This window comes from Algiphilus sp., assembly GCF_965216485.1.
GTDB lineage: Bacteria > Pseudomonadota > Gammaproteobacteria > Nevskiales > Nevskiaceae > Algiphilus.
Genome location: NZ_OZ244162.1, coordinates 2272276 through 2296544 on the forward strand (window position 1 = coordinate 2272276; position 24269 = coordinate 2296544).

20 protein-coding genes are annotated in these 24269 nt (G+C 65.4%); 9 read left to right on the plus strand and 11 right to left on the minus strand.

Annotated elements, in window-relative coordinates; all coding sequences use genetic code 11:
* Positions 1 to 25 precede the first annotated feature (25 nt).
* The 9 genes from ACOOFO_RS10520 to ACOOFO_RS10560 all read left to right on the plus strand — a co-directional run bounded on the left by ACOOFO_RS10520 (position 26) and on the right by ACOOFO_RS10560 (position 12855).
* The gene (locus tag ACOOFO_RS10520; protein WP_420426726.1) at positions 26 to 3637 is read left to right on the plus strand and encodes a hydantoinase B/oxoprolinase family protein; all 3612 of its coding nucleotides are present in this window, start codon (positions 26 to 28) and stop codon (positions 3635 to 3637) included.
* A complete protein-coding gene (locus tag ACOOFO_RS10525; protein WP_420426727.1) occupies positions 3634 to 4923 on the plus strand; it encodes an alanine racemase in 1290 nt (429 codons plus the stop codon). Before ACOOFO_RS10520 ends, ACOOFO_RS10525 begins: the two co-directional genes overlap by 4 nt.
* Before the next feature lie 87 nt (positions 4924 to 5010).
* Complete coding sequence (locus ACOOFO_RS10530) at positions 5011 to 5475, plus strand: SUF system Fe-S cluster assembly regulator (protein WP_420426728.1); 465 nt, start codon at positions 5011 to 5013, stop codon at positions 5473 to 5475.
* 1 nt (position 5476) lies between these two features.
* The gene (gene sufB, locus ACOOFO_RS10535; protein ID WP_420426729.1) at positions 5477 to 6925 is read left to right on the plus strand and encodes a Fe-S cluster assembly protein SufB; all 1449 of its coding nucleotides are present in this window, start codon (positions 5477 to 5479) and stop codon (positions 6923 to 6925) included.
* Between the two features lie 27 nt (positions 6926 to 6952).
* A complete protein-coding gene (gene sufC, locus ACOOFO_RS10540) occupies positions 6953 to 7699 on the plus strand; it encodes a Fe-S cluster assembly ATPase SufC (protein WP_420426730.1) in 747 nt (248 codons plus the stop codon).
* Positions 7696 to 8871: a SufB/SufD family protein gene (locus tag ACOOFO_RS10545; RefSeq protein WP_420426731.1), complete on the plus strand. Its 1176-nt coding sequence runs from the start codon at positions 7696 to 7698 to the stop codon at positions 8869 to 8871. The genes sufC and ACOOFO_RS10545 overlap by 4 nt, the downstream gene beginning before the upstream one ends.
* Positions 8868 to 10121: an aminotransferase class V-fold PLP-dependent enzyme gene (locus tag ACOOFO_RS10550; RefSeq protein WP_420426732.1), complete on the plus strand. Its 1254-nt coding sequence runs from the start codon at positions 8868 to 8870 to the stop codon at positions 10119 to 10121. The genes ACOOFO_RS10545 and ACOOFO_RS10550 overlap by 4 nt, the downstream gene beginning before the upstream one ends.
* A gap of 90 nt (positions 10122 to 10211) precedes the next feature.
* Positions 10212 to 11714, plus strand: a complete 1503-nt coding sequence (dacB, locus tag ACOOFO_RS10555; protein ID WP_420426733.1) for a D-alanyl-D-alanine carboxypeptidase/D-alanyl-D-alanine endopeptidase — start codon at positions 10212 to 10214, stop codon at positions 11712 to 11714.
* Positions 11715 to 11826: 112 nt separating this feature from the next.
* Positions 11827 to 12855 carry an isocitrate/isopropylmalate dehydrogenase family protein gene (locus ACOOFO_RS10560; RefSeq protein WP_420426734.1) on the plus strand — a complete coding sequence of 343 codons (1029 nt, stop codon included), beginning with the start codon at positions 11827 to 11829 and terminating at the stop codon, positions 12853 to 12855.
* 111 nt (positions 12856 to 12966) lie between these two features.
* Here ACOOFO_RS10560 and ACOOFO_RS10565 read toward each other — a convergent pair whose 3' ends face one another.
* The 11 genes from ACOOFO_RS10565 to surE form a co-directional block, all read right to left on the minus strand.
* Positions 12967 to 14646: a DUF5666 domain-containing protein gene (locus tag ACOOFO_RS10565; protein ID WP_420426735.1), complete on the minus strand. Its 1680-nt coding sequence runs from the start codon at positions 14644 to 14646 to the stop codon at positions 12967 to 12969.
* Entirely contained in the window at positions 14643 to 15458 is an 816-nt protein-coding gene (locus ACOOFO_RS10570) for a DUF6502 family protein (RefSeq protein WP_420426736.1), read from the minus strand. The genes ACOOFO_RS10565 and ACOOFO_RS10570 overlap by 4 nt, the downstream gene beginning before the upstream one ends.
* Before the next feature lie 95 nt (positions 15459 to 15553).
* Positions 15554 to 15958, minus strand: coding sequence for a GFA family protein (locus ACOOFO_RS10575; protein ID WP_420426737.1), 405 nt, complete (start codon positions 15956 to 15958; stop codon positions 15554 to 15556).
* 33 nt (positions 15959 to 15991) lie between these two features.
* Positions 15992 to 17695: a single-stranded-DNA-specific exonuclease RecJ gene (gene recJ, locus ACOOFO_RS10580; RefSeq protein WP_420426738.1), complete on the minus strand. Its 1704-nt coding sequence runs from the start codon at positions 17693 to 17695 to the stop codon at positions 15992 to 15994.
* The gene (thrC, locus tag ACOOFO_RS10585; protein ID WP_420426739.1) at positions 17695 to 18834 is read right to left on the minus strand and encodes a threonine synthase; all 1140 of its coding nucleotides are present in this window, start codon (positions 18832 to 18834) and stop codon (positions 17695 to 17697) included. The genes recJ and thrC overlap by 1 nt, the downstream gene beginning before the upstream one ends.
* 31 nt (positions 18835 to 18865) lie before the next feature.
* On the minus strand, positions 18866 to 20167 hold the full coding sequence (locus tag ACOOFO_RS10590; RefSeq protein ID WP_420426740.1) for a homoserine dehydrogenase: 1302 nt from the start codon (positions 20165 to 20167) through the stop codon (positions 18866 to 18868).
* On the minus strand, positions 20167 to 21348 hold the full coding sequence (gene alaC / locus ACOOFO_RS10595) for an alanine transaminase (RefSeq protein WP_420426741.1): 1182 nt from the start codon (positions 21346 to 21348) through the stop codon (positions 20167 to 20169). Before alaC ends, ACOOFO_RS10590 begins: the two co-directional genes overlap by 1 nt.
* A gap of 67 nt (positions 21349 to 21415) precedes the next feature.
* Positions 21416 to 22150 (minus strand): peptidoglycan DD-metalloendopeptidase family protein, encoded by a 735-nt coding sequence (locus ACOOFO_RS10600; RefSeq protein WP_420426742.1) that lies wholly within the window; start codon positions 22148 to 22150, stop codon positions 21416 to 21418.
* The gene (locus ACOOFO_RS10605; RefSeq protein WP_420426743.1) at positions 22147 to 22776 is read right to left on the minus strand and encodes a YqaA family protein; all 630 of its coding nucleotides are present in this window, start codon (positions 22774 to 22776) and stop codon (positions 22147 to 22149) included. The genes ACOOFO_RS10600 and ACOOFO_RS10605 overlap by 4 nt, the downstream gene beginning before the upstream one ends.
* The gene (locus ACOOFO_RS10610; RefSeq protein WP_420426744.1) at positions 22773 to 23459 is read right to left on the minus strand and encodes a protein-L-isoaspartate(D-aspartate) O-methyltransferase; all 687 of its coding nucleotides are present in this window, start codon (positions 23457 to 23459) and stop codon (positions 22773 to 22775) included. The genes ACOOFO_RS10605 and ACOOFO_RS10610 overlap by 4 nt, the downstream gene beginning before the upstream one ends.
* Positions 23438 to 24181, minus strand: coding sequence for a 5'/3'-nucleotidase SurE (surE, locus tag ACOOFO_RS10615; protein ID WP_420429736.1), 744 nt, complete (start codon positions 24179 to 24181; stop codon positions 23438 to 23440). The genes ACOOFO_RS10610 and surE overlap by 22 nt, the downstream gene beginning before the upstream one ends.
* Positions 24182 to 24269 lie beyond the last annotated feature (88 nt).

Consider the following 24269-nt stretch of genomic DNA (forward strand, 5'->3'; position numbering starts at 1 on the left):
GCCTCCGCGCCCCTAGCGTTGTGTCATGCAGAGCCATTCCTCGACCGGTCCCGCCCATCGCGACGGCTGGCGCATACACGCTGATCGCGGCGGCACCTTCACCGATCTCATCGGGATCGCCCCGGATGGAAGCCGCCACACGCACAAGCTGCTGAGCCACGCGCCCGGGCAGTACGAAGACGCCGTCATCGCCGGCATCCGTGCATTGCTTGGCCTGTCAGCAGATGCCGCTATCCCCGCGGGCAGAGTGGCGGAATTGCGCCTGGGCACCACGGTCACCACCAACGCCCTGCTGGAAGGACACCACAGCCCCTGTGCGCTGTTGATCAATACCGGCTTCGAGGATCTACTGGCAATTGGCGATCAGGCGCGCGACGACATCTTCGCGCTGGCCATCCCGCCGCGCAGCGCGCTGTGCGCACGGGTTGCGGGCGTAGCCACACGTCGGGCCGCCGACGGCCAATGCCTGGCGCCACTGGACCACCATGCCCTGCAGACGACCCTGCAGCGCCTGCGTGACGACGGCATTGACAGTCTCGCCATTGCCCTCATGCACGGCGCCCAGTATCCGGACGAGGAGCAGGCCATCGCCGTGGCGGCGCGCGACGCTGGCTTCGCTCATATCTGCTGCAGCCATTGGGTCTCGAACGAGGCAGGCTTGCTGGCACGGACCCAGACCACGGTGGTCGAGGCGGCGCTGGCCCCCATCCTGCGGCGCTATACCCAACGCCTGGCGGCCCAGTTGCCCGGCGCACGCATCCGCTTCATGCAGTCCGACGGCAACCTGGCCGATGCCGCGCATTTCACAGCACGCAACAGCATTTTCTCCGGCCCCGCCGGCGGTGTGATCGGCGCCACCCGCGTCGCCGCCGCCAGTGGCATACAACGCATTGTCGGCCTCGACATGGGGGGAACCTCCACGGACGTCTTTCACGCAAAAGGCCATGCGCCTGTACGCAGCAGCGTGACCGTCGCCGGACAGGAGGTACGCGCCCCCGCACTGGACCTGCATACGGTGGCTGCTGGCGGCGGCTCACAGATCTTCCATGATGGGGCGCGCATGCGCGTCGGCCCGGAGTCGGCGGGTGCGGATCCCGGTCCCGCTTGTTACGGCCGCGGCGGTCCGGCGACGATCACGGATGCCAATCTTCTGCTCGGACGTATCTACGGCGAAGGCTTCGCCCCGGTGTTCGGGCCGCAGGGCAACGCCCCTCTCGATGTCGGGCGCGCTGAAGCCGCCTTTGCCAAGCTACTGGGGGAAGGCGCCGACCCCGCCAGCATTCGCAACGCTGCGCTCGGTGCGCTGCGTCTGGCGGTGGAGCAGATGGCTGGCGCTGTGCGACGCATCAGCGTTGCGCGCGGCGTGGATATCGGCGCGCACTGTCTGGTTGCCTTTGGCGGCGCCGGCGGACAGCACGCCTGCGACGTAGCCGACGCACTGGGCATGCAGGAAGTCCTGCTGCCGCAGCGTGCCAGCGTCCTGTCCGCCCTGGGTGTGGGCATGGCGGCGCTGGGTGTCACCGTGGATGCCGCCATCGATGCGCCGCTGGATGCCAGCAGCGTGGCACATGCCGTCGCGGCGTGGCCGGCGCTTCAGACACGCGCCAAAACCCTGCTGGCGGAGCAGGACACCACGATGGTGCAGCAAAACGCGGTTCTGCGCCTGCATTACGAGCGCGCCGAGACCGTTCTTGAAATCCCCTTTGACGGCGAGGGCACTGCCGCCGAACTGATCGAAGCTTTTCACGCCGCGCATCACCGGGACGTCGGATTTTCAGACCCCGCACGCGGTATCCATGTGGTTGGTCTGCGGCTACGCGCCCAGGATGAAGGACAGCCTGTGGGAGCGGAGGCCGCGCCGCAGAAGCGGAAGCAGCTCGGCACGCAGCCGATGATGCTGGCCGATGGGCAATGGCATCCGGTCCCCGTCTACCAATGGTTGGACGAGGAGGCGGTCGAGGGTCCGGCTCTGGTCCTGCTGGCCCAGTCGAATCTGGTATTGCCGCGGGGCTGGAGCGCCCGCGCCGATACGCACGGCATCCACGCTCGACGCAGCAAGCCGCCCTTGGTCAACGAGCACACGGCCGCGGCCGCCCGCCTCGAGCTGTTCAACCATCGGTTCATGCAGATTGCCTGTGAGATGGGCGATGCTCTGCAGCGTAGTGCCCACTCGGTCAATGTGCGCAACCGCCTGGATTACTCATGCGCCCTGTTTGATGACAAGGGTCATCTGGTGGCCAATGCGCCCCATATCCCGGTCCATCTGGGCTCGATGAGCGCCGCCGTACAGGCGATATCGCAGCAGCTGGCCGCGCGTGGCGAGCATTGGGAAGCCGACACCGCCTGGTTGATCAATGATCCCTACACCGGTGGCACGCATCTTCCCGATCTCACCTTGATCATGCCGGTCTTCGCCACAGCGCAGGACATGCCAATGGCCTTCGTGGCCGCACGCGCACACCACGCCGACGTGGGCGGCGTCAGCCCCGGTTCCATGCCTGCCTCCAGTAACACCATCGAGGAAGAAGGCATCCGTATCGCCGGTTTGCGCGTCGTGCGTGACGGCGTCCTGGATGAGGATTTGCTGCGCGCCACCTTGACGCAAGGTCGCTACCCGGCGCGCAATCCGGAAGCAAACCTCGCGGACTTGCGCGCGCAGCTTGCCTCCTGCGTGCGGGGCGTACGGCTGGTGCAATCGCTGTGCACGCAGCATGGCGTGGAGATGGTCAGGGAACAGATGCAGCAGGTCCAGGATTACGCGGCGCAGGCGGTGGCCGAGTTCTTGCCCGCGCTGCCCTGCAGTCAGCACAGCGTGGACATGGATGATGGCCAACGCATCCAGTTGGCCACCCAGGTCCGTGACGGCTGCCTGCATATTGACTTCGCTGGCACCAGCCCGCCCGATGCCGGCAATGCCAATGCCCCGCTCCCGGTGGTGCGCGCGGCGGTGATGTACGCGCTGCGCTGCATCATCGACGCCCCGCTACCGTTGAACGAGGGCTTTCTTCGTCATGTTGCCCTCTCGGTGCCGGAACCCTCGCTGCTGGCACCGCAGCCGCCGGCCGCCGTGGTCGCCGGCAATGTGGAGACCTCCCAGGCGGTCACGGATGCGCTGCTCGCTGCCTTCGGCGCCATGGCCGAGTCGCAGGGCACGATGAACAACATCAGCTTCGGCAACGCGCGCTATCAGTACTATGAAACGCTGTGCGGTGGTGCCGGCGCCGGGCCCGGCTTCGACGGTGCAAGCGCCGTGCACACCCACATGACCAATTCGCGCATCACCGACCCTGAAATCATTGAGCGCCAGCAACCGGTGCGCGTCGAGTCCTTCGGCATACGCCGGCACAGCGGCGGTCAAGGCCGCTGGCACGGAGGCGATGGGGTACGCCGCGTGCTTCGCTTTCTCGAGCCGGTCGATCTCGCCGTGATCAGCAATCGACGCCGGCATCCAGCGCACGGCATGGGCGGGGGCGGCGACGGTCAGCCCGGTGAGAACTGGCGCATCGCGCCCAACGGCGACCGGGAAGCCTTGCCCGCCCGCGTACGACTGCAGATGGACGCAGACAGCTGCCTTGAGATCCTGACGCCCGGAGGCGGCGGCTGGGGACCGCCGGGCAGCGACGAGCCGACTGCATGAAGCGTCGCCGCCTGCTTCAGGTCGGGGCTGCCGGCGCGCTGCTCGCTGGCGGCCTTGCCTGGCTGCGGCCTGCGGATCGTTCGGCCCCCCACACGTCCTATTTCTCGCGCTTGCAGCGCATGCTGCAGCACGACGGTCCTGGTACCGCCTGCCTGGTGCTCGATCTGGACCGGGTCAACCACAATCTGATCGCGCTGCGCGACACGATGCCGCCGCAGATGGCCTATCGCCTGGTTGCCAAGTCATTGCCCTGTACGGATCTCATCGAACAGGTGCTCGCCACGATGCGATCGCGGCGCATCATGACTTTCCATCAACCCTTCACCAACCAGCTGGCACGCGATTTCCCCGATGCCGATCTGCTGCTCGGCAAGCCGATGCCGGTGGATGCGGCGGCCACCTTCTACGAGCGCCTGCGCCCGAGCATCTTCGACCCGCAGATGCAGCTGCAGTGGCTGATCGACTCGCCGAACCGATTGCGGGCCTATCGCGATCTGGCGCAGCAGCTCGATGTCCGGATGCGGATCAATATCGAGATCGACGTCGGACTGCGGCGCGGCGGCGTCGCTGACGATGCCAGCTTCATCCAGTTGCTGCGCATGCTGCGCGACCACAGTCAGCATCTGCGCTTCGCGGGTCTGATGGGCTACGACGCCCACGTCATGCGCATGCCGGCCATTTTTGGCAGCCCGGAATCACTGCAGCAACGAGCGCATGCGCGCTATGCCCACTTCCTTGGGCTGCTTCGTCGGCACGGCAGCGATCTGCTCACGATGAACCAGGACCTGCCGCTGGTCTTCAACACCGCGGGCAGCCTCAACTATCAATTGCACGCCTCCGGCAGTCCGGCCAACGAGGTCGCGGTTGGAAGCGCGCTGGTCAAGCCTTCCGATTTCGATACCGACGCCCTGGCCCCCTTCCAGAGTGCACTCCACATCGCCGCTCCCGTACTCAAGACGGCAAGCGGGCTTCGTCTGCCCGGAATGGAGTGGGCGGATGCTTTCGCGCCAATCCTCGACCCCAATCTCGCCCATACCCACTTCATCTACGGTGGCAATTGGATGGCAACGCCGGAATCTCCAGCGGGACTGCAGCCGAATCCGTGGTACGGACACAGCAGCAATCAGCAGATGCTCAACGGCGGTGATGCAGCCCGACTGCGATCTGGGGACTATGTCTTCCTCCGTCCTACGCAGTCCGAGGCCCTGATGCTGCAATTCGGTCCGCTGGTCGTGGTGCAGGCCGGGGCCATCATCGACCGATGGCCCGTTTTGTCCGCAAGCTAGGCCGCGCGCCTCGACAAAGTGCCGGACGGGCTGCATCTCCGGCGTGGGCAGAGTACAATCCAGACTAAATCGGTTTGGATTAACGCCATGCGCCTAGGCAAACTCACAGACTATGCAACGGTCATATTGACGGAGATGGCGCGCGAGCCCACGCGCCGGCAATCGGCCGTGGAACTCGCCAATCTCACGCATGTGGCGGCGCCGACCGTGTCCAAGCTGCTGCGCCAACTCGCCCAGGTGGGCCTGGTGGAAGCGACGCGCGGCGCGCACGGCGGCTACCGCCTGGCGCGGCGCCCGGAGAAGATCACGATCGCCGAGATCGTTGCCGCGCTTGAAGGGCCCATTGCCCTCACAACGTGCAGCGACGGGGCGGACTCCTGCCCCATCGACGACCACTGCGGCGTACGCACCAACTGGTCGCGCATCAGTGACGCCATTGAACGGGCGCTGGCCGCCGTCACCTTGGCGGACATGGTCGCCCCGTTGTCCGACACCGAATTCCCTTTGCGTCGCTTCGATGCGCCGCAAACCCGTCAAACCGCTGGAGCCTGACATGGCCACCGCTGCTGAACTCGAAAACATGATGAAACGGCGTGAATACAGCGCCGGCTTCGTGACCGATATCGAATCCGAGACGGTTCCCCCTGGACTGTCCGAGGATGTCATTCGGGCGATTTCCGCCAAGAAGCGCGAACCCGAGTGGCTGCTGGAATTCCGCCTGAAGGCCTACCGCCGCTGGCTGAGGATGGCGTCGCCAAGCTGGGCTCATCTCGACTATCCGCCCATCGACTATCAGGCGATCAGCTACTACAGCACGCCAAAGTCCATGGCGGACGGTCCGAAATCGCTCGACGAGGTCGATCCGAAGCTGCTTGAGACCTATAACAAGCTCGGCATCCCGCTGGAGGAGCAAAAGATGCTCGCCGGCGTGGCAATGGACGTCGTCTTTGACTCGGTCTCTGTCGCCACGACCTTCAAGGAGAAGCTTGCCGAGGCGGGCGTGATCTTCTGCCCCATCTCGGAAGCCGTGCAGGAATACCCCGAGCTCGTCCGGAAGTACCTCGGCACGGTCGTGCCCTTTGGTGACAACTTCTTCGCCTCGCTCAATACCGCGGTATTTACCGATGGCAGCTTTGTCTATGTCCCCAAGGGCGTGACCTGCCCGATGGAGCTGTCGACCTACTTCCGCATCAACGAGCGCAATACCGGCCAGTTCGAGCGCACTCTCATCATCTGTGAGGAAGGCGCGTCCGTGTCCTACCTGGAAGGCTGCACAGCGCCGCAGCGCGACGAGAACCAGCTGCATGCAGCCGTGGTCGAGCTGGTGGCGCTGGACAATGCCAAGATCAAGTACTCGACCGTGCAGAACTGGTACCCGGGCGACGAGAACGGCAAGGGTGGCATCTACAACTTCGTCACCAAGCGTGGCGACTGCCGCGGCAAGCGCTCGCATATCTCGTGGACGCAGGTCGAGACGGGCTCGGCCATCACCTGGAAGTATCCGAGCTGCCTGCTGCGCGGGGACGATTCGCGCGGCGAGTTCTATTCGGTCGCACTGACCAATGGCCGGCAGCAGGCCGATACCGGCACGAAGATGATGCACTTGGGCAAGAACACACGCTCGACCATTGTTTCCAAGGGTATTTCTGCCGGCCGTTCGAATCAGTCCTATCGCGGGCTGGTACGCATGAACGAAGGCGCAAGCGGTGCACGCAACCACACACAATGCGACTCGCTGCTGATCGGCGATCAATGCGGCGCCCACACCTTCCCGTACACCGAAGTGCGTACGCCCAGCGGTCAACTCGAGCACGAGGCGACCACCTCGCGCATCGGCGAGGAGCAGCTCTACTACCTGATGAGCCGCGGCCTGTCCGAAGAGGACGCCGTGTCCATGATCGTCAACGGCTTCTGCCGCGACGTCTTCAAGGAGCTGCCCATGGAATTCGCCGTCGAGGCGGGCAAGCTGCTTCAGGTCTCTCTGGAAGGCGCGGTCGGCTAGGCCACCCGCGCAGGCAAAGGAAACATAATGCTGGAAATCAACAATCTACACGCCTCCATTCAAGAGGAGTCGATCCTCAAGGGGCTGAATCTTTCCATTCCCGCCGGCGAGGTGCACGCCATCATGGGTCCGAACGGCGCGGGCAAGTCCACGCTGGGGCACGTGCTCGCCGGCCGCGAAGGCTACGAGGCCAGCGAAGGCAGCATGACACTGGACGGGCGCGACCTGGCCGACATGGACACCGCCGAACGCGCGGCGGCAGGCCTCTTCCTGGGGTTCCAGTATCCAGTCGAAATCCCCGGCGTGAGCAACATCCAGTTCCTGCGTGCGGCCTACAACGCCCAGCGCAAGGCGCGCGGCGAGGATGAACTGGACGCCATGGCCTTCCTCAAGCACGTCCGGCAGTTCCTCGACACGGTCGGCATGGAAAAGGACATGCTGCATCGCGGCCTCAACGAGGGCTTCTCGGGCGGCGAGAAGAAGCGCAATGAAATCCTCCAGATGCTGGTGTTGCAGCCCCGCATGATCGTGCTCGACGAGACCGATTCCGGACTCGACATCGACGCCCTGAAGACGGTCGCCGGCGGCATCAACGCCATGCGCAGCCCGGATCGCGCCATCCTTCTGATTACGCACTACCAGCGTTTGCTGGACTACGTGAAGCCGGACCGCGTGCACGTACTGGCCCAAGGCCGCATCGTGCGGAGCGGCGGGCCGGAACTGGCGCAGGAGCTGGAATCCAAGGGCTACGCGGGGATCGAGAACGCCGCATGAGCCTGACCGAACGCCTCCAACCCCTGTTCGATCATCTGCCGGAGGACCAGCGCGCCGCGCGTGGCGCCTTTTGGCAGCGGCTGCGTGACGAGGGCTTTCCCGGCAAGAAGCACGAGCGCTGGCGCTTCACGGACCTGCCCGGCGCCCTGCCGGACGCGCTCCGACCGGCCGAGCCGGCCGAGCTAAGCCTGCCCGAGGTCGAAGGCTTGCGGCGCGTCGCCTTCATCAATGGCGTAGCCGATGGCCTGGATGCCGCCGAGCTGAGAACGGAACCCGCCTCCAGCGTCCATGACGCCAGCGACTTGGTCAATGCCGCGCTGGCCACTAGCGGCCTGCACTGGGCACCCGGCGCTGAGGCTAGCCCGCTCCACCTGTGCACGCGCACCACAACGGGTTCGGTCCACTTGCGCCACCGCGTCGAGGTTCCAGCCCAGGTACAGGCACAGTTGTTCTGGGACGACGTAGTCGAAGGCGACGCCGACTTCGTGACGCAGAGCCTGGAGATCGTGCTCGCCGAGGGGGCGTCTCTCATTCTCGCGCGCCGACATGCCAACACGGCGCGTGGCCCTGCCCTGCTGCGCACCGAGGCATGGCTGGCACGCGATGCGCAATTGCAGCTCACGGGCTTCGATGCCGGCAGCGCATTGTCGCGTCACAACCTGCATGTGCGACTCGACGAAGCCGGCGCAAAGGCGCAGGTGCACGGCGTCTTCGCACCCTGGGCACACGGCCATATCGATACCTTTGCCACGGTCGAGCATGCCGCCGCGGATACCGGCAGTCGCCTGCAGTTCCGCGGCCTCGGCATGGACAAGGGGGTGGGTGTGCTGACCGGCCGGGTGCATGTACACCGCGACGCACAGCGTATCGATTCCAACCAGCAGCTTGGCAGCCTGTTGCTGTCGCCGCGCGCTCAGGTCAACGCCAAGCCCGAACTGGAAATCTATGCCGACGACGTGCAGTGCGCGCACGGCAACGCCATCGGACAGATTGACGAGGACGCGCTCTACTATCTGCAGACGCGCGGGGTGCCCTACGCCGAGGCACGCGCCCTGCTCATCGGCGCTTATGCAGCGGAAACGCTGCATGTCCCGGCCATGCCGGCTGTGGAAAAGGCACTCATGGCGGGTCTCGACCGTGCTCTCGAGCACGCCGACTGGAGCCTGACATGAACGCCCCCGACAGCCTGCACAGGACACAACCGGCACTGGATGTGGCGCATGTGCGCAAACAGTTTCCGGTGCTGCAGCAGCGCGTGCATGACGACAAGCGCCTCGCCTATCTCGACAATGCCGCGACCACGCAGAAGCCCGAAGCTGTTCTCAACGCGCTGGATCGCTACTACCGCTACGACAACAGCAATGTCCATCGCGGCGTGCACGCGCTGGCGGCACGGGCCACCCAGGGCTACGAGCAGGCGCGCGCGCGCATCGCGCGGTTCGCCAACGCCAGCGAGGCGGGCACAGTCTTTACGCGCGGCACCACGGAGGCCATCAATCTGGTGGCCTACAGCCACGTCCTGCCCATGCTGCAGCCGGGCGACGAGATCCTGCTCACCGAGATGGAGCACCACGCCAATATCGTGCCGTGGCAATTGATCGCCGAGCGCGCCGGTGCGCGCATCGTCGTCGCGCCGGTGCACGAGGACGGTCGGCTCGATCTGGATGCATGGCGCGCGCGCCTGAACGCACGGACGCGCATGGCTGCCTTCGTGCACGTCTCGAATACCCTCGGCACGGTGAATCCGGTTGCCGACATGGTGGCGGAAGCGCGCAAACAGGGCGTATCGACGCTGATCGACGGTGCCCAGGCAGCGGCCCATATCCCGTTGCAATTTGAGGAGCTTGGCGCGGACTTCTACACCTTTTCCGCGCACAAGCTTTATGGACCCACCGGCTTCGGCGTGCTGCTCGCAAAGCCCGATCTGCTCGCGGCCATGCCCCCCTGGCAGGGCGGCGGCGACATGATCGACACGGTCTCCTTTGACGGCACGACCTTCGCCGAAGCCCCCGCCCGATTCGAAGCCGGCACACCGCATATTGCCGGCGCGATCGGGCTGGCTGCGGCCATCGACTGGCTGGATGCCCAGGGGCTGCGTGCGGCCAAGGCGCACGAGGACGCGCTGCTCGAACAGGCGATGGAGGCCATTGCCGACATTCCGGGCCTGCAGCTCTTCGGCACCGCTGCGGGCAAGGCCGCCATCATCGCCTTCAATCTGGAAGGTGCGCATGCCTCCGACGTCAGCAGCCTGCTCGACATGCAGGGTGTGGCCGTCCGGGTCGGCCACCACTGCACGATGCCACTGCACGCGCGCTTCGGCCTCAGTGGCACGGCTCGCGCCTCCTTCGCGATCTACAACGATGCCGAGGACGTCGCACAATTCGCCGCCGCGCTGCACAAGGCACGGGACATGTTGCGCTAGCGGCGCGATGACACCTACTTGTAGGTAAGTCCGTACAATCCTTCGCGTCCGGGCGGCCCATGCCGCCCTCTTGCATCGGGGAGGCGCGGCATGCGGTACCAGCGATTTGGCGGCGTTCTATTCCTCTGTCTGGCGATGGTCTGCGGTGCAGCCGCGCCCACGGACGTCCGCGCGCAAGGCGAAACCTGGACCGCGCAGTTTCCGCGCCTTGCAGCCCTTGCCGGATCCGGCGTCAAAGTCTCCGCCTTGGTGGAAGAACTCGACAGCGGGCGGCCTTTGGCTGCTGTCGATGCCGCCAGCCGGTTGATTCCCGCCTCGGTCAGCAAGCTTTACGTCGCGCGCGCCGCACTGGAAGTCCTGGGTGCGGATCACCGCTTCATCACCCGCCTGCTGGCCAGTGGAGCCGTCGAAGGCACGGAGCTCCGCGGCGATCTCATGCTGCGTGCCGGCGGCGATCCGACTCTCAGCAGCAAGGATCTGCGGGCACTGGTGGCCGACATCAGCGCCCTCGGCATCACCCGGATCACCGGAAATCTGATCGTCGAGGATGCGCTCTTTGGTGCCATTGCCTGCGAGATCAAGGACCGCTGCGACGCGCACAAGGAGAGCGCCCATGCCTTCGACGGCGCCCTGTCGGCCGCCGGCATCGACTATGGCACCGTCGAGGTCGTCATCTATCCGGCGCAGCGCGCCGGTCAGCCGGCGCGGGTCGTCGTGATGCCACCCGGAGTGGGTGGATTCCGTCTGCACGGCCACATCGAGACCGTCTCTGCCGGAGGGCTTACCCGCCTTGGCATCACCCGCAGTACCGATGATGAAGGGCTGCATCATCTGCACCTCAGCGGCGAAATCGCCGTCGATCATCGCCCCGTGCGGCGCTCCCGTTCCATTGTGCACCCTGCCCATCACACGGCCGAAGTACTGCGTGCCCTGCTTGACCAGGGCGGCATCCGCGTCGAGGGCGAGACGCGTGTGACGCACAAGGCCGCGACATTGGATAAGACCCAGGAGCTGGCCCGGCATTACGGGGAGACGCTGGCCACCCAACTGCATGCGATGATGCAGTACAGCAACAACTACATCGCGGATCTGCTCACCTTGCACGTGGCACAACGCGATGCCGCGCCGGAGCGACTGAGCGACGCCGCCGACCATCTGCTGCTTCCGCTTCGCGCTGCCTCGCAGAGCGCCACGGACACACCGCCGGGCATGCCGATACTGCACAGCGGCAGTGGGTTGAGCGTCGACAGCCGCCTGTCGGCGCGCGACCTGGTCGAGCTCCTGCGCGACAGCTATGAGGCCTCGGCGCTGTTTCCCACCTTCGTTGGCACGCTGCCGGTGCCGCTGTACAGCCGCAACAGCCAGTTGGCTTTCGACGACAACAACTGGCAGACCCGGCTCGCCGCCAAGACCGGCTGGCTGAGTGAACCCGTCGGGGTTCGTGCCCTCGCCGGCTACCTGCGCCTGCAGGATGGCGGCTGGGCGGCCTTCGCCATTATCCTCAACGGCACGCCGGAATCCCCGCGCCTGCCGCGCGAGAAGACCCTGGGTGCGATTCGGGCGGATATGCGCGACCTGCTCGCCCGTCACTGACCGCACCGGAGCCGACCGTCACCCGCAGCCGGCATCGACCAAAGTTGCGATGACGGGCCGGCCGCTTCCAGATAGGCTTGCGGGCTCAGTCCCAACCGCAAGGAACCCGTCCATGTCGCAGGCTTCGCAACGCATTCCGGCCACCCTGCTCACCGGTGATGGCATTGGCCCCGAGATTGTCCGCGCGACCCGCCGCATTCTCGAAGCTCTGGGCGCGCCCTTCGAGTGGGACGAACAGCCCGCTGGCCTGGGCGCAATGGAAACCCACGGTGATCCTCTGCCGGAATGCACGCTGGAAAGCATTCGTCGCACGCAGTTGGCGCTGAAGGGGCCATTGACCACGCCCGTAGGCAGTGGCATCCGCTCGATCAATGTGCGCCTGCGCGAGGAATTCCAGCTGTATGCCAACCTCCGGCCCGCGCGCAGCATTGTCGATGGCGGCCGCTTCGACGACATCGACCTGGTGCTGGTCCGCGAGAATCTGGAAGGCTTCTACGTTGGCTACGAGCACTACATTCCGGTCAACGGCGATCCCAAGGCCGTGGCGGAGAGCGCCGGCATCAACACCCGCGAGGGCTGCCGCCGCATCGCCAAGTGGACCTTCGACTACGCCGTACGCAATGGCCGCAAGAAGGTCACCATCGTGCACAAGGCCAACATCCTCAAGAAGCTCACCGGCCTGTTCCTGGAGAGCGCGCAGGAAGTCGGCAAGGAGTACGCCGATCGATTGACGATCGAGGAACGCATCGTCGACAACTGCGCGATGCAGCTAGTCTTGAACCCCTGGCAGTTCGACGTGCTGCTCACCACCAATCTCTTCGGCGACATCCTCTCCGACGAGATCGCAGGGCTTGTCGGCGGCCTCGGCATGGCGCCCGGCGGCAATATCGGAAAGGACGCGGCCATCTTCGAAGCGGTGCATGGCTCGGCACCGGACATTGCCGGCAAGGGCATCGCCAACCCCTGCGCATTGCTGCTGGCTTCGGCCATGATGCTCGACCACGTCGACCATCACGACGACGCCGAACGCTTGCGCACGGCCCTGCGCGCCACCATCGTCGAGGATCGCGTGCGTACCGGCGACCTCGGCGGGACTGCCTCCACCGAGGCCTTTGCCGACGCGCTGATTCAGCGCCTTTGAGCTTCTTCCCATAAAAAAACCGCCGGGTGCTTTGCCCGGCGGTTCGTTTCTAGCGCGGCAGCCCCGTTCCATCAGGTAGCGGTTCGCCGTGTACTGCGGAGGCGGAGTGCATCAGGATGCGGCGTCGCTGGCCGAATCATCGGCCTCGATGCTTTCCTCCGCCTCGTCATCGGTCGCATCGTCATCGTCTTCATCGTCGATGCCTTCGTCAGCCGATGCTTCCCCGTTGCCCCCTTCATCGCGCTCGTCTGACGCATCCGCACCATCGCCTTCGTTGTCGTCTTCGTCTTCGTCTTCTTCGCGCTCGATTTCGGAGGCGACGAAGCGCTGCAGGTTCTCGTCGAAGCGGCCTTCGGCCTCGATGAAGTCGCCGATCTGAACCGATTCGAAGAAGACATCCGCGGTCACAGTCTCATCGTCGTCCTCGAAGCGGGCGTTGCTGGCGTCGATCCGAACGCCCGTGACCACCAGTTCACGCGCGGCCGCATCCTTGCTTTCAAGGGCACCGGCAAGCTCGCGCGCTTCACCATCGTCGTCGTTGCCCTCGTCGTCATCGAGATCCTCGCGCTCGATGCGCAGCGCGACCACGCCCGCTTCGGTGCGAATCGCCGCAACCTCCACCGCATCGCCTGGCTGCAGATCGTCCAGACCAAAGGCGCGCAGATCATCGCGGTCGTCTTCGAAGCGGGTGCGCTCATCGGTGAGAATCGTCACGCCCACCACCTGCAAGCTGCCGGCCTCGACATCGACCGACTGCACGTCCCCTTCGATCTCGATGCGTTCGGAACCCGCGTTGGTCGAACGCTCTTCTTCGAAGTCGATCGTATCGGCGACGATGACGCCATCGGCGGAGAATACGCCCTCGACTTCCACCAGTACGCCATCGGCGAGGTCATCGGCACTCCCTTCCTCGAAGCGGGTCTCGCCATCGAAACGCACGCCGATGCCGCGGATGCTGAAGCTGGATGCAGCCGCGTCGAAGTTGGCAATAGCGCCATCGAATTCGGCTTCGGTACCGTCTTCGCGTCCATCATCGTCATCATTGCCGGGCGCGTCTTCGATCTCGATGCGGGCTGCGGTCAGGACACCATTGGCCAGACTGCCTTCCACCTCGACCAACTGCCCGTTGGCCAACACGCTGCCTTCGGGACTGATCAGCGCGGTGTTGTAATCGACCTCAAGGGACTGCACGCGGAATCGGCGCTGCGCGGTATCCAGAGCCGCGAGCCGACCCGTGATCTCGGTTTCCTCGCGCGCTTCGGATTCGCGTTCCACATAGCTCGCCACCAGGACGCCATCGCCGGTGATCTGCCCGCTAATCTCGACCGGATCGTCCACGGCAAGTGTGCTGAGGTCGCCGCTCTCAAAAACGGTCGCCCCCACCACACGGATCAACTGCCCCGCGACCGTCAGGGTCATCGCCTCGAGGTCGATCGCTGTGACCGGACCACGGATTTCCGCGTCATAACGGATGCGATCGGCGGCGAAGTTGCCGTCATCGTCGCGACGGCCGCGAATTTCGACAATCTGCCCGACGCGCAACGCGTCCTCGGTTGCACTCGGCAGCTCATCCACTTCGACCAGTGCGTTGTTGGTATCGAAGCGCTTGCCTTCCACGATGACACTGCCAAAGCCGGTGATAGCGCCGCGCACAAACACCTTGGTGGTGGTCGCGCCGGTGCCATTGACATCGCCGGCAACGCCTGGGCTACCGCCACCGCCGCAGGCCGCAAGGGTGGTGGCAGCGCCAACGACGCCCGCGACAACGGTTTTTTCGAGCCAGCTATTCATGATTCAGAACCTCCATTGGGGCGTTTCATGTCAAACAGATAAATGCCTACGCCGCTGATGCGCTGCGAGGACGAGTCCTCCGGCGCATGCGGTGTCAGTGTCTCGTTGAGCGACTCCAACCAGGCTTGGCCATCCCGTTCGAGCAAGGCTTGCAGCTTCTGCAGGCCTTCGGCATCGAGCCCCGGAAAGACCAGCTTGCGTTCAAAGCGCGAACGCGCTCGGCCATGGCGCAGGTTGTGATCGACCGTGTCGATATGTGCGGCGATGTTCTCGCCGAGATAGGGCAAGCGATCCGCCTCGTCGGCGGAGGCGGGAATGAAGGCACGCTGCAGCAGGTGCAGATTTCCAGCCTCCTTCCGGGCCAGACCCAGACGCTCGAGCTCACGCAGCAGCGTCTGCCAGGTCACGTCGCTGCCGATGGCCCGCACCAGGGCGGAAAAGCCGTCGCCCTGTTCCTCGTCAAGCGGCAGAGGGCGGGGCGCCTGGTCCGCATCCAGCCAGCGCGCGTCCGTGACCCAGCAGGTAATCAAGCGATTCAGCAAATGGCGCTGGCCCGCCGCGGCGTCCTGGTCCTGACGGGTGGCAGACAGCAATCGGGTCACCTCTGCCCGGCTGAGTCCGGTCAGTGCGGCCACGCGGGACTTGTTCGTCGGGCGTCCCCGAATGCCGTACTCGGCCCGGGCGCTGTCGACAAAGGCCTGGCGTGTCACGCGCTCCACATCCGATACCGTCAACCCATGCCGCATGGCGATTCGCGCCAGTGGGCGCAGCACTTGGTACATCGCATCGAGAACGAGGGCCTTCAATTCCATATATGTACTTTTCTCACACATATATGGATTCGTCAAATGCACTCAGGGGCTATCCCGACAAACGGTAGGCCCCTGCTCTCAGAACGGCCTGACCGCTAGTGGGACTCGGGCCACTCGTGGTACTGCGGGAGGCCGTCACTGAGCGGCAGCCAATCGGCCTTTTCGACGACGAAGGCGTGAAACACGATTGCCGGTGCAATCGGGTCATCGATCGTGCCGGCGCGCACGCGCTTCACCTTGGGGCGGTCCTCGCGCTCACTCCACAAGGGGCTGCCGCACTCGCGGCAGAAGACCCGAAACTTGCCTGGCGAGGACTCGAAGCGGCCGAGTGCCTGGGCACCGGAAAGCAGGGTGAATGCCTCGGTCGCCATCGGAACGACCGCGACGAAAGCGGATCCCTGAGCCTTTTGACAGCGCCGGCAGTGACACATCGAAAGGGTCTCGGCCGAACCCTCGTAGCGGTAGCGCACGCTGCCGCACAGACAGGAACCCTTGAGCATCGGCTGACCTCCTCTGACTGCGTGATGGCCGCCCTAGCGTACCGCCAAATGTCGAAGGATCAGCTGAACCTGTTCGTCCCCGCGCCAGCGGTTGACCCCTAACTGATACGCCGTTTCCACGTTCTGACCCGGCGCTGCCATGCGTTCGGCGCCGCCAAAATCAATGGCCGTCAGACGCAACTGCGTATTCTCGAGCCGCGTCAGCGTGTAGCGCGCGTGACGCTCCCCCACGATGCGTGCGTCCGTCACTCGGAAGGTGCCGTCAAAGACCGGCTCCGGAAATCCCTGCCCCCATGGGCCGGCAGTCTCTAGGGCGCGCGCCGTATCCAGTGTCAGCTCCGAGGGCGCCAAAGCGCCATCACTATCGATACTCGCCTGCAGATCGGCATCGGACAGCAGCGTCCGGCAGGCCGCATCGAAGGCTTCGGCAAAAGCTGGCAATGCCGCTTCGCGCAGGCTGAGCCCGGCTGCCATGGCGTGTCCGCCGAAGCGGTCAATGAGCCCCGGCTGCGTGCGGTCCACTGCCGCGATCGCGTCACGGATATGCAGACCGGGAATGGAACGCGCCGATCCCTTGACCCAGCCCGCGTCATTCGACGGCGCGAAAGCGATCACCGGCCGATGGGCCTGCTGCTTGGTGCGGGACGCCACCAGTCCCACCACCCCTTCATGCCAGCTGGAGTCATAGAGACAGAGCCCTACCGCGTCGGGAACAAGACGCGCAGCATCGGCACCCTCCACCATGTCGGTCTCGATGTCTCGCCGGGCGCGGTTCAGCTGATCCAGCGTGGCGGCAAGGGTGCGCGCGCTCCCCACGTCATCGCTGAGCAGGCATTCCACCCCCTGCCCCATGTTTTCCAGACGCCCGGCGGCATTCAGCCTGGGCCCGACCACAAAGCCGAGTGTCGCGGCGTCGACCGTGGCTTCTTCGCGCCCGGCGACTTCGAGCAGCGCACGAATACCCGCACAGGCACGCCCTGCGCGGATCCGGGCCAGCCCCTGCGCGACGAGAACGCGGTTGTTGTGATCCAGCGGCACCACGTCCGCTACCGTGCCCAGCGCCACCAGATCGAGCAGATCGGCAATGGCAAGGCGGTCTCGACCGATCCGGGCGCGAAGCGCAGCCAGCAGGTAAAAGGCCACGCCGACACCCGCCATCGCCTTGCTGGCAAAGTGGTCTCCAGGCTGGTTCGGATTGACGATGGCATCCGCCTCCGGCAGCACCTCGCCTGGCAAATGGTGGTCCGTAATGACCACCTGCAGGCCGTGGGCTCGCGCATAGGCCACGCCGGAGACGTTGGCGATGCCAGAATCCACCGTGATCAGCACCTCCGCACCCCGCGTGCGGGCGGCGTCGACCAGCGATTCCGAAAGGCCATAGCCCATGGTGAAGCGGTCCGGAATCACGTGATCGACCTCGACCGACCCGAGCGCACGCAGGCCGCGCACCAGCAAGGCCGTACTGGTCGCCCCGTCGCAGTCATAGTCGCCCGCGATGCAGATGCGACGGCCATCGGCGATGGCCTTGGCGATCACATCGGCCGCCGTATCCAGCCCCTTGAGTCCATCAGGTGGCAGCAGCCGCTGCAGCGCGTAATCACAGTCTCGTGCGCTGTGCACGCCGCGCGCGGCATAGACGCGGCGCACTACCGGATGCAGGCCATCCGGGAGTGAGGAGACCGTAGCCGCGGGACGGCGACGAATGCGTGGCAGCGCGCTTTCCGGCGCTGCTGACATCAGGCCATTTTCTGCGTCAGCAGCTCGGCGATGGCCGCGCGTTCGGCCGGCACCTTGACGATGTGGTCAAGGGCGCCACGCATCGCAATTTCCGGATCCTTGAGGCCGTGGCCGGTCAGCGTACAGACGATATCCACGCCGTCGGGCACCTTGCCGGCGGCCACATCGCGCAGCGCACCCGCCAGCGAGGCAGCCGAGGCCGGCTCGCAGAAGACGCCTTCACGCTGTGCCAGCTTGGCCTGGACGTCGAGAATCTCGTCGTCAGAGAGCTCACCGAACCAACCGCCCGACTCCTTCTGCACGATATGCGCCGGCTCCCAGGATTGCGGATCTCCGATTCGGATCGCCGTGGCCACGGTATCCGGGTCCTTGACTGGCCCACCGCGCAGGAAGGGCGCGCTGCCGCTGGCCTGATAACCCACCATCACCGGGCGACGGTCGTTCATCGGCGGATGCGGCGACTTGCAGTCGCCGCCACAGAATTTGCACGCTGGGGTGCCCTGGCCAACCGCTTCGGTATAGCCGATCCAGTGGGCAGTGATGTTGCCGGCGTTGCCCACCGGCAGATAGTGATAATCCGGCGCATGCCCCAGCGCCTGCACGATCTCGAAGGCCGCCGTCTTCTGGCCCTGCAGCCGGTAGGGATTGATGGAGTTGACGATGGTGACCGGGCTGGTCTCGCCCACTTCCTTGACCAGGCGCATGCCGTCGTCGAAGTTGCCTTCAATCTGTACGACCACTGCGCCGTGCATGACCGCCTGCGCCAGCTTGCCTGCCGCGATCTTGCCATCCGGGATGACGACAAAAGCCGTGATGCCAGCCCGCGCGGCATAGGCCGCGGCCGCCGCCGAGGTATTGCCGGTCGAGGCGCAGATGATGGCGCGTGCGCCCTCGTCCACCGCCTGGGTGACCGCCATGGTCATGCCGCGGTCCTTGAAGGAACCGGTGGGATTCAACCCTTCGTACTTGACGAAGATACGTCCACCGAAGCCCACATCGCGGGCGAGGTTCTCCAACTGGATCAGCGGGGTATTGCCCTCGCCCAGGCTGATCGCCTTGGCATTCGCGGACAGAGGCAGGCGGTCGCGATAGGCGTCAATCAGACCGGTATAACGGTGGGGAGTAAAGGCTTGGGTCATGGAATCAGGTAAAAGCGGGAATAAGAAGGCGTCAGTCGCCCGGGTGCTCGACGCGCATACGCGTCAGCGCGCCATGAACGGCGGGCAGGTCGGCAATGGCCGCACCGGCGGCAATGATCTGCGATTCGCCGATGACCGAGGTGATCATGGCGATCACGGCATCGTGGTCCCCGCGCGGCTCGCGCTGGTAGATCGCTTCGACGCTGATGTCGTGGTCGGCAAGAATGGAGGTGATGGAACGCAGCACGCCGGCTTCGTCCGCGACCTGCAGCCGCAGATAATGACTGCTGCGCGTCTCGGCAAGCGCACGTACCGGAAGCGCACGGATGCCCTCCGGCTGAGCCGACAGCGGCGGCACCCGGACCTGGCCCTGATCGCGCGCGATATCGACGATATCCGCCCATACCGCCGAGGCCGTCGCATCTCCGCCCGCGCCCGGCCCGAAATAGCCGGTGGGCCCAACGGCATCGCCAGTCACCACGACCGCATTGAGCACGCCGTCGACCTTGGCCAGCAATTCGGTTTCGGGCAGCAGCGTCGGCTGCACGCGCAGTTCAACCGCGTCCCCGCGCCGCTTGGCAATGCCAAGATGCTTGATGTGATAGCCGAGCTGACGTGCCAGCTCGATGTCCTTGGTGCTGATGCCGCGGATGCCCTCGCAGGTCACGCTGTCGAAGGCCAGCGGCATGCCGAAGGCCAGCGAAGCCAGGATGGTGAGCTTGTGCGCGGCGTCGATGCCATCGACGTCGAAACTCGGATCGGCTTCGGCATAACCCAGGCGCTGCGCGTCGGCGAGCACGGCATCAAAGGCAATGCCCTCGTTCTGCATCCGGGTGAGGATGTAGTTGCCGGTGCCGTTGATGATGCCGACCACCTCGTCGATGCGATTGCCGGCCAGGCCCTCGCGGAGAGCCTTGATGATGGGAATACCACCCGCCACCGCCGCTTCAAAGGCAACCGTCACGCCCGCTTCCGTCGCCTCGGCGAACAGCGTGTTGCCGTGCTCGGCGATCAGCGCCTTGTTGGCGGTCACCACCGGCTTGCCCGCGGCGATGGCCGCACGCACCAGTGTGCCCGCCGGGTCCAGGCCGCCAATCAGCTCGACGACCACATCGACATCATCGGCACGCACAACCGCCATCGGATCGGCTTCGATGCGAATACCCTTCAGATCGCAGTCGCGCGCCTTGCCCGGATCGCGTGCGCTGGCCGCGGTGATCACGACCGGTCGGCCGGCCCGCTGGCTGATCGCTTCGGCGTTGCGCTGCCCCAGCCGCACCACCGCCTGCCCGACGGTCCCAAGGCCCAGCAGCCCCAGACGCAACGCTTGCATCAATTGCCCTCCCGAAACATCTTCTTGATCCCGCGCAGTGCCTGGCGGGTACGGTGCTCGTTCTCGATCAGCGAAATCCGGACGTGATCATCGCCATAGTCGCCAAAGCCAATGCCAGGCGACACCGCCACCTTCGCCTCGGCCAGCAGCCGCTTGGAGAACTCCAGGGAACCCAGCTCGGCGAAGGGCTCGGGAATCTTGGCCCAGACGAACATGGTGGCCTTGGGTTTCTCGACCGGCCACCCAAGCGCGTTCATGCCTTCGCAGAGCACGTCGCGCCGGACGCGGTAGGTCTCGCAGATGTCCGCAACGCAGTCCTGCGGGCCTTCGAGCGCCGTGATCGCGGCGACCTGAAGTGGCGTGAACATGCCGTAATCCAGATAGCTCTTGATACGCGCCAGTGCTGCCACCAGTTCCTTGTTGCCGACCATGAAGCCAACGCGCCAACCCGGCATGTTGTAGGACTTGGACAAGGTGAAGAATTCGACGGCCACATCCTTGGCGCCGGGCACCTGCAGGATCGAAGGCGCGCGGTATCCATCGAAGACGATGTCCGCATAGGCCAGGTCGTGCACGATCCACATGCCGTGCTCGCGCGCGATGGCCACCGCCTTCTCGAAGAAATCGAGTTCGACGCACTGCGTCGTGGGGTTCGACGGGAAGTTCAGAATCAGCATCTTCGGCTTGGGCCAGAGTTCGCGGATGGCGCGCTCCAGCTCCTCGAAGAAGTCGACCCCGGGACCGATGCGCACATGACGCACATCGGCACCGGCGATCACCACGCTGTAGGGGTGGATCGGATAGGCCGGATTGGGCACCAGCACCGCATCTCCCGGGCCGAGCGTAGCCAGCGCCAGATGCGCCAGGCCTTCCTTTGAACCGATGGTGGCAATGGTTTCCGTCGCCGGTTCCAGATCGACGTCAAAGCGCTGCTTGTACCAGTAGGCGATGGCGCGTCGCAGGCGCGGCACACCAGCGGACACCGAATAGCGATGCGTATCCGGCCGTTGCGCAGCCTGCACCATCTTGTCGACAATATGCTGTGGCGTCGGACCATCCGGATTTCCCATTCCGAAGTCGATGATGTCCTCGCCACGCGCTCGGGCTGCCTTTTTCAGATCGCCGACGATGTTGAACACGTAGGGAGGCAGTCGCTTGATGCGCGGGAACTCGGTTTGCACGGCAGTCTTCGGCAGGGAGTACGGCGGAATGGACCTGCGCGTGGCGCAGGCATCGAAACCCGACATTCTACTCGGTGCGGGGCAGCAGGCGTAATGGGTCGACGGGCCGACCGGCCTTGCGAATCTCGAAATGCAGCAGGCTGCGTCGCGCCGGCCCCATGCCGACCTCGGCAATGACCTGACCGGCCTTCACCGTGTCGCCCTCCTGGGCATGACGCCGGCTGTTGTAGCCGTAGGCACTGAGATAGGTATCGTCGTGCTTGACGATGATCAGCTCGCCGTAACCCTTGAGCGCACTACCGCTATAGACCACCCGTCCCGCCGCTGCTGCGCGCACCTCTGTGCCTTGCTGTGCGGCGATGTTGATGCCCTTGGAATCCGGCGGCGCGAAGCGGCGCGTGATGGCACCGCGCACCGGCCACTGCCAGCGCTGATCGAAGGCAGGCAAGCCAGGCTCCGGCGAGGGCGCCGGGCTCGGCCTCGATGGACTGCTGGGGGCGGGTGCACTGTCCGAGGGGCGCCCCCCGCTCGACGGCGGTGCCCGCGCTACCTGGGTCTGCCCACTCTCACCCGAGGGCGGTGACAGACGCAGGACTTGACCGGGGCGGATCAGGTAGTTGTTGCCGATGTTGTTCCAGCGCGCGAGGCGCCGGTAGTCCAGATCGTGCCGCAAGGCAATGGAGTACAGCGTATCGCCGCTGCGCACGCGGTAATGGCCATCAGGCGCATCGCTATCCCATCGCAGTGCCGAGGCGCATCCAGCCAGGAGGGTCGCGATCAGCGCTGTGACGAGCCACTTCATCCGCGCAAGCCGAGCACCAGGGCTGCAATGACCGTGGCCAGCACCAGCAGCCAGCCTATTCGCTCCAGATGGCGCTCCAGCCAGGGCGTGGCCGCGGGGCCCAGCAGGCGCACCACGCCCGCCACCGCAGTAAAGCGCAAACCGCGCCCCACCAGCGCACCGATGACAAACACTGGCAGCGCCAGACCGACGCTGCCCGCTGCCACCGTGAAGACCTTGAAAGGAATCGGCGTGAAGCCGGCGAGGAAGATCGCCCAGAAGCCCCAGTCCTCGAACCAGGCAGCGGCCTGTTCATAGGCCGGGCGATAGCCCGCGGCTTCTACCCAGGGCATCGCGGCTTCCATCATCGCCAGCCCGATGACATACCCCAGCAAACCGCCCAGCACCGAGGTGACCGTCGTGAGCAACGCAAGGCGCCACCAGTGATCCGGCCGCGCCAGCGTCATGGGGGCCAGCATCACATCGGGCGGAATTGGGAAGAAGGAGCTTTCCGCAAAACTGACCGTCCCCAGCCAGAAGCGTGCATGACGATGACGGCTCACGCGCAGCATCCAGTGATACAGCCGCGCGAAGGGGCCGTGGCGTGCCTCGGTGACCACGCCGGCGGACGGCTCCGGCGTGCTCATGCCTTGCCCGCCATCAAGGGAACGAAGGCAACGCCCTGCAAATCCCTGCGGCTCAGGCTGCCGTCGGATTGCTTGTCGAGAATCACGAGCTGCTGCGCCCCTTTGCCGCCCAGCGGCATGACGATACGCCCTCCCACCGAGAGCTGATTGACGAAGGCGGAGGGTACAGTTGCGGTTCCGGCCGTAACGACGATGCCATCGTAGGGCGCGTGCCCGGCCCAGCCCGCCATGCCATCGCCGTAGTTGAAGACGATATTGCGGTAATGGAGCTGCTTCAAGGTGTCACGCGCCTGCATGCTCAGCACACGAATGCGCTCGACCGTAAAGACGCGCTCCACGACTTCCGCCAACACCGCCGCCTGGTAACCGCAGCCGGTACCCACTTCCAGCACGCGCTTGCGCGCGCCGTCGGCGAGCAGCGCCTGCGTCATCAGGCCGACAACCAGGGGCTGAGAAATGGTCTGCGCCTGGCCGATGGGAAGGGCCGTATTCTCGTAGGCGCGCCAGCGCATGCCTTCGGAGACGAAGACATGGCGCGGTACCTTGCCAATGGCGCGCAGCACGGATTCATCCTGCACGCCCTGACGTCGCAGGTCCTCGACCAGACGCTTGCGCGCGGAATCCGGCAGCAAGGGTGCGCGTGTCGTATGCCGCGTCTCCGTCACAGCAGATTCGCGGCCCATGACGCCGTACGCTCCAAGGCTTCGTACCGCGTAAGGTCAGTCACAATGGGTGTGATCGCGACACATTTGCGCGCAATCGCATCAAAATCCGTGCCAGGCCCGCAATCGGCCTCGGGTCCGGCGGCGCCAACCCAATAAATGGGGCGCCCGCGCGGGTCGGTATCGGGCACGATGGGCTCGGCCAGGTGCCGCCGCCCCAACCGCGTGATCTCGACGCCCTGTAGCGCCTCCCAAGGTACGTCCGGGACATTGACATTGAGGATCGTGTCCGCAGGCAGCGGCTCGCGCAGCAGTTTGCCCACCAAGACCCGCGCCACGCGCGCGGCCGTGGCGAAGTGATCCGGATCGAAGTTGGTGCAGGAGATGGCAATGGCCGGCGCACCCAGAAAGCGGCCTTCCATGGCCGCGGCGACCGTGCCCGAATAGAGCACATCGTCACCGAGGTTCGCGCCGTTATTGATCCCCGACACCACCAACGATGGCTTGTGCTCCAGCAGGCCGGTCAGTGCGAGATGGACGCAATCGGTCGGGGTGCCTTCGACGCACCAGACGCCATCGTCATGCCGAGCAACGCGCAGCGGATGTGACAGGGTCAGCGAGTTGCTGGCGCCACTGCGGTTGCGATCCGGGGCCACCACATCCAGCGCATATTCCTGGCGGAGTTCGTCGGCCAGCGCGCGCAGACCCGGCGCGTGGCAGCCATCGTCATTGGAAAGAAGCAGCCGCGTGGCACGGCTGACGGAAGGCCCATGGCTGGATGGGCTGGAAGATGCGCTAGCTTGAGACACAACACGCTCGATGTGGTCGGCG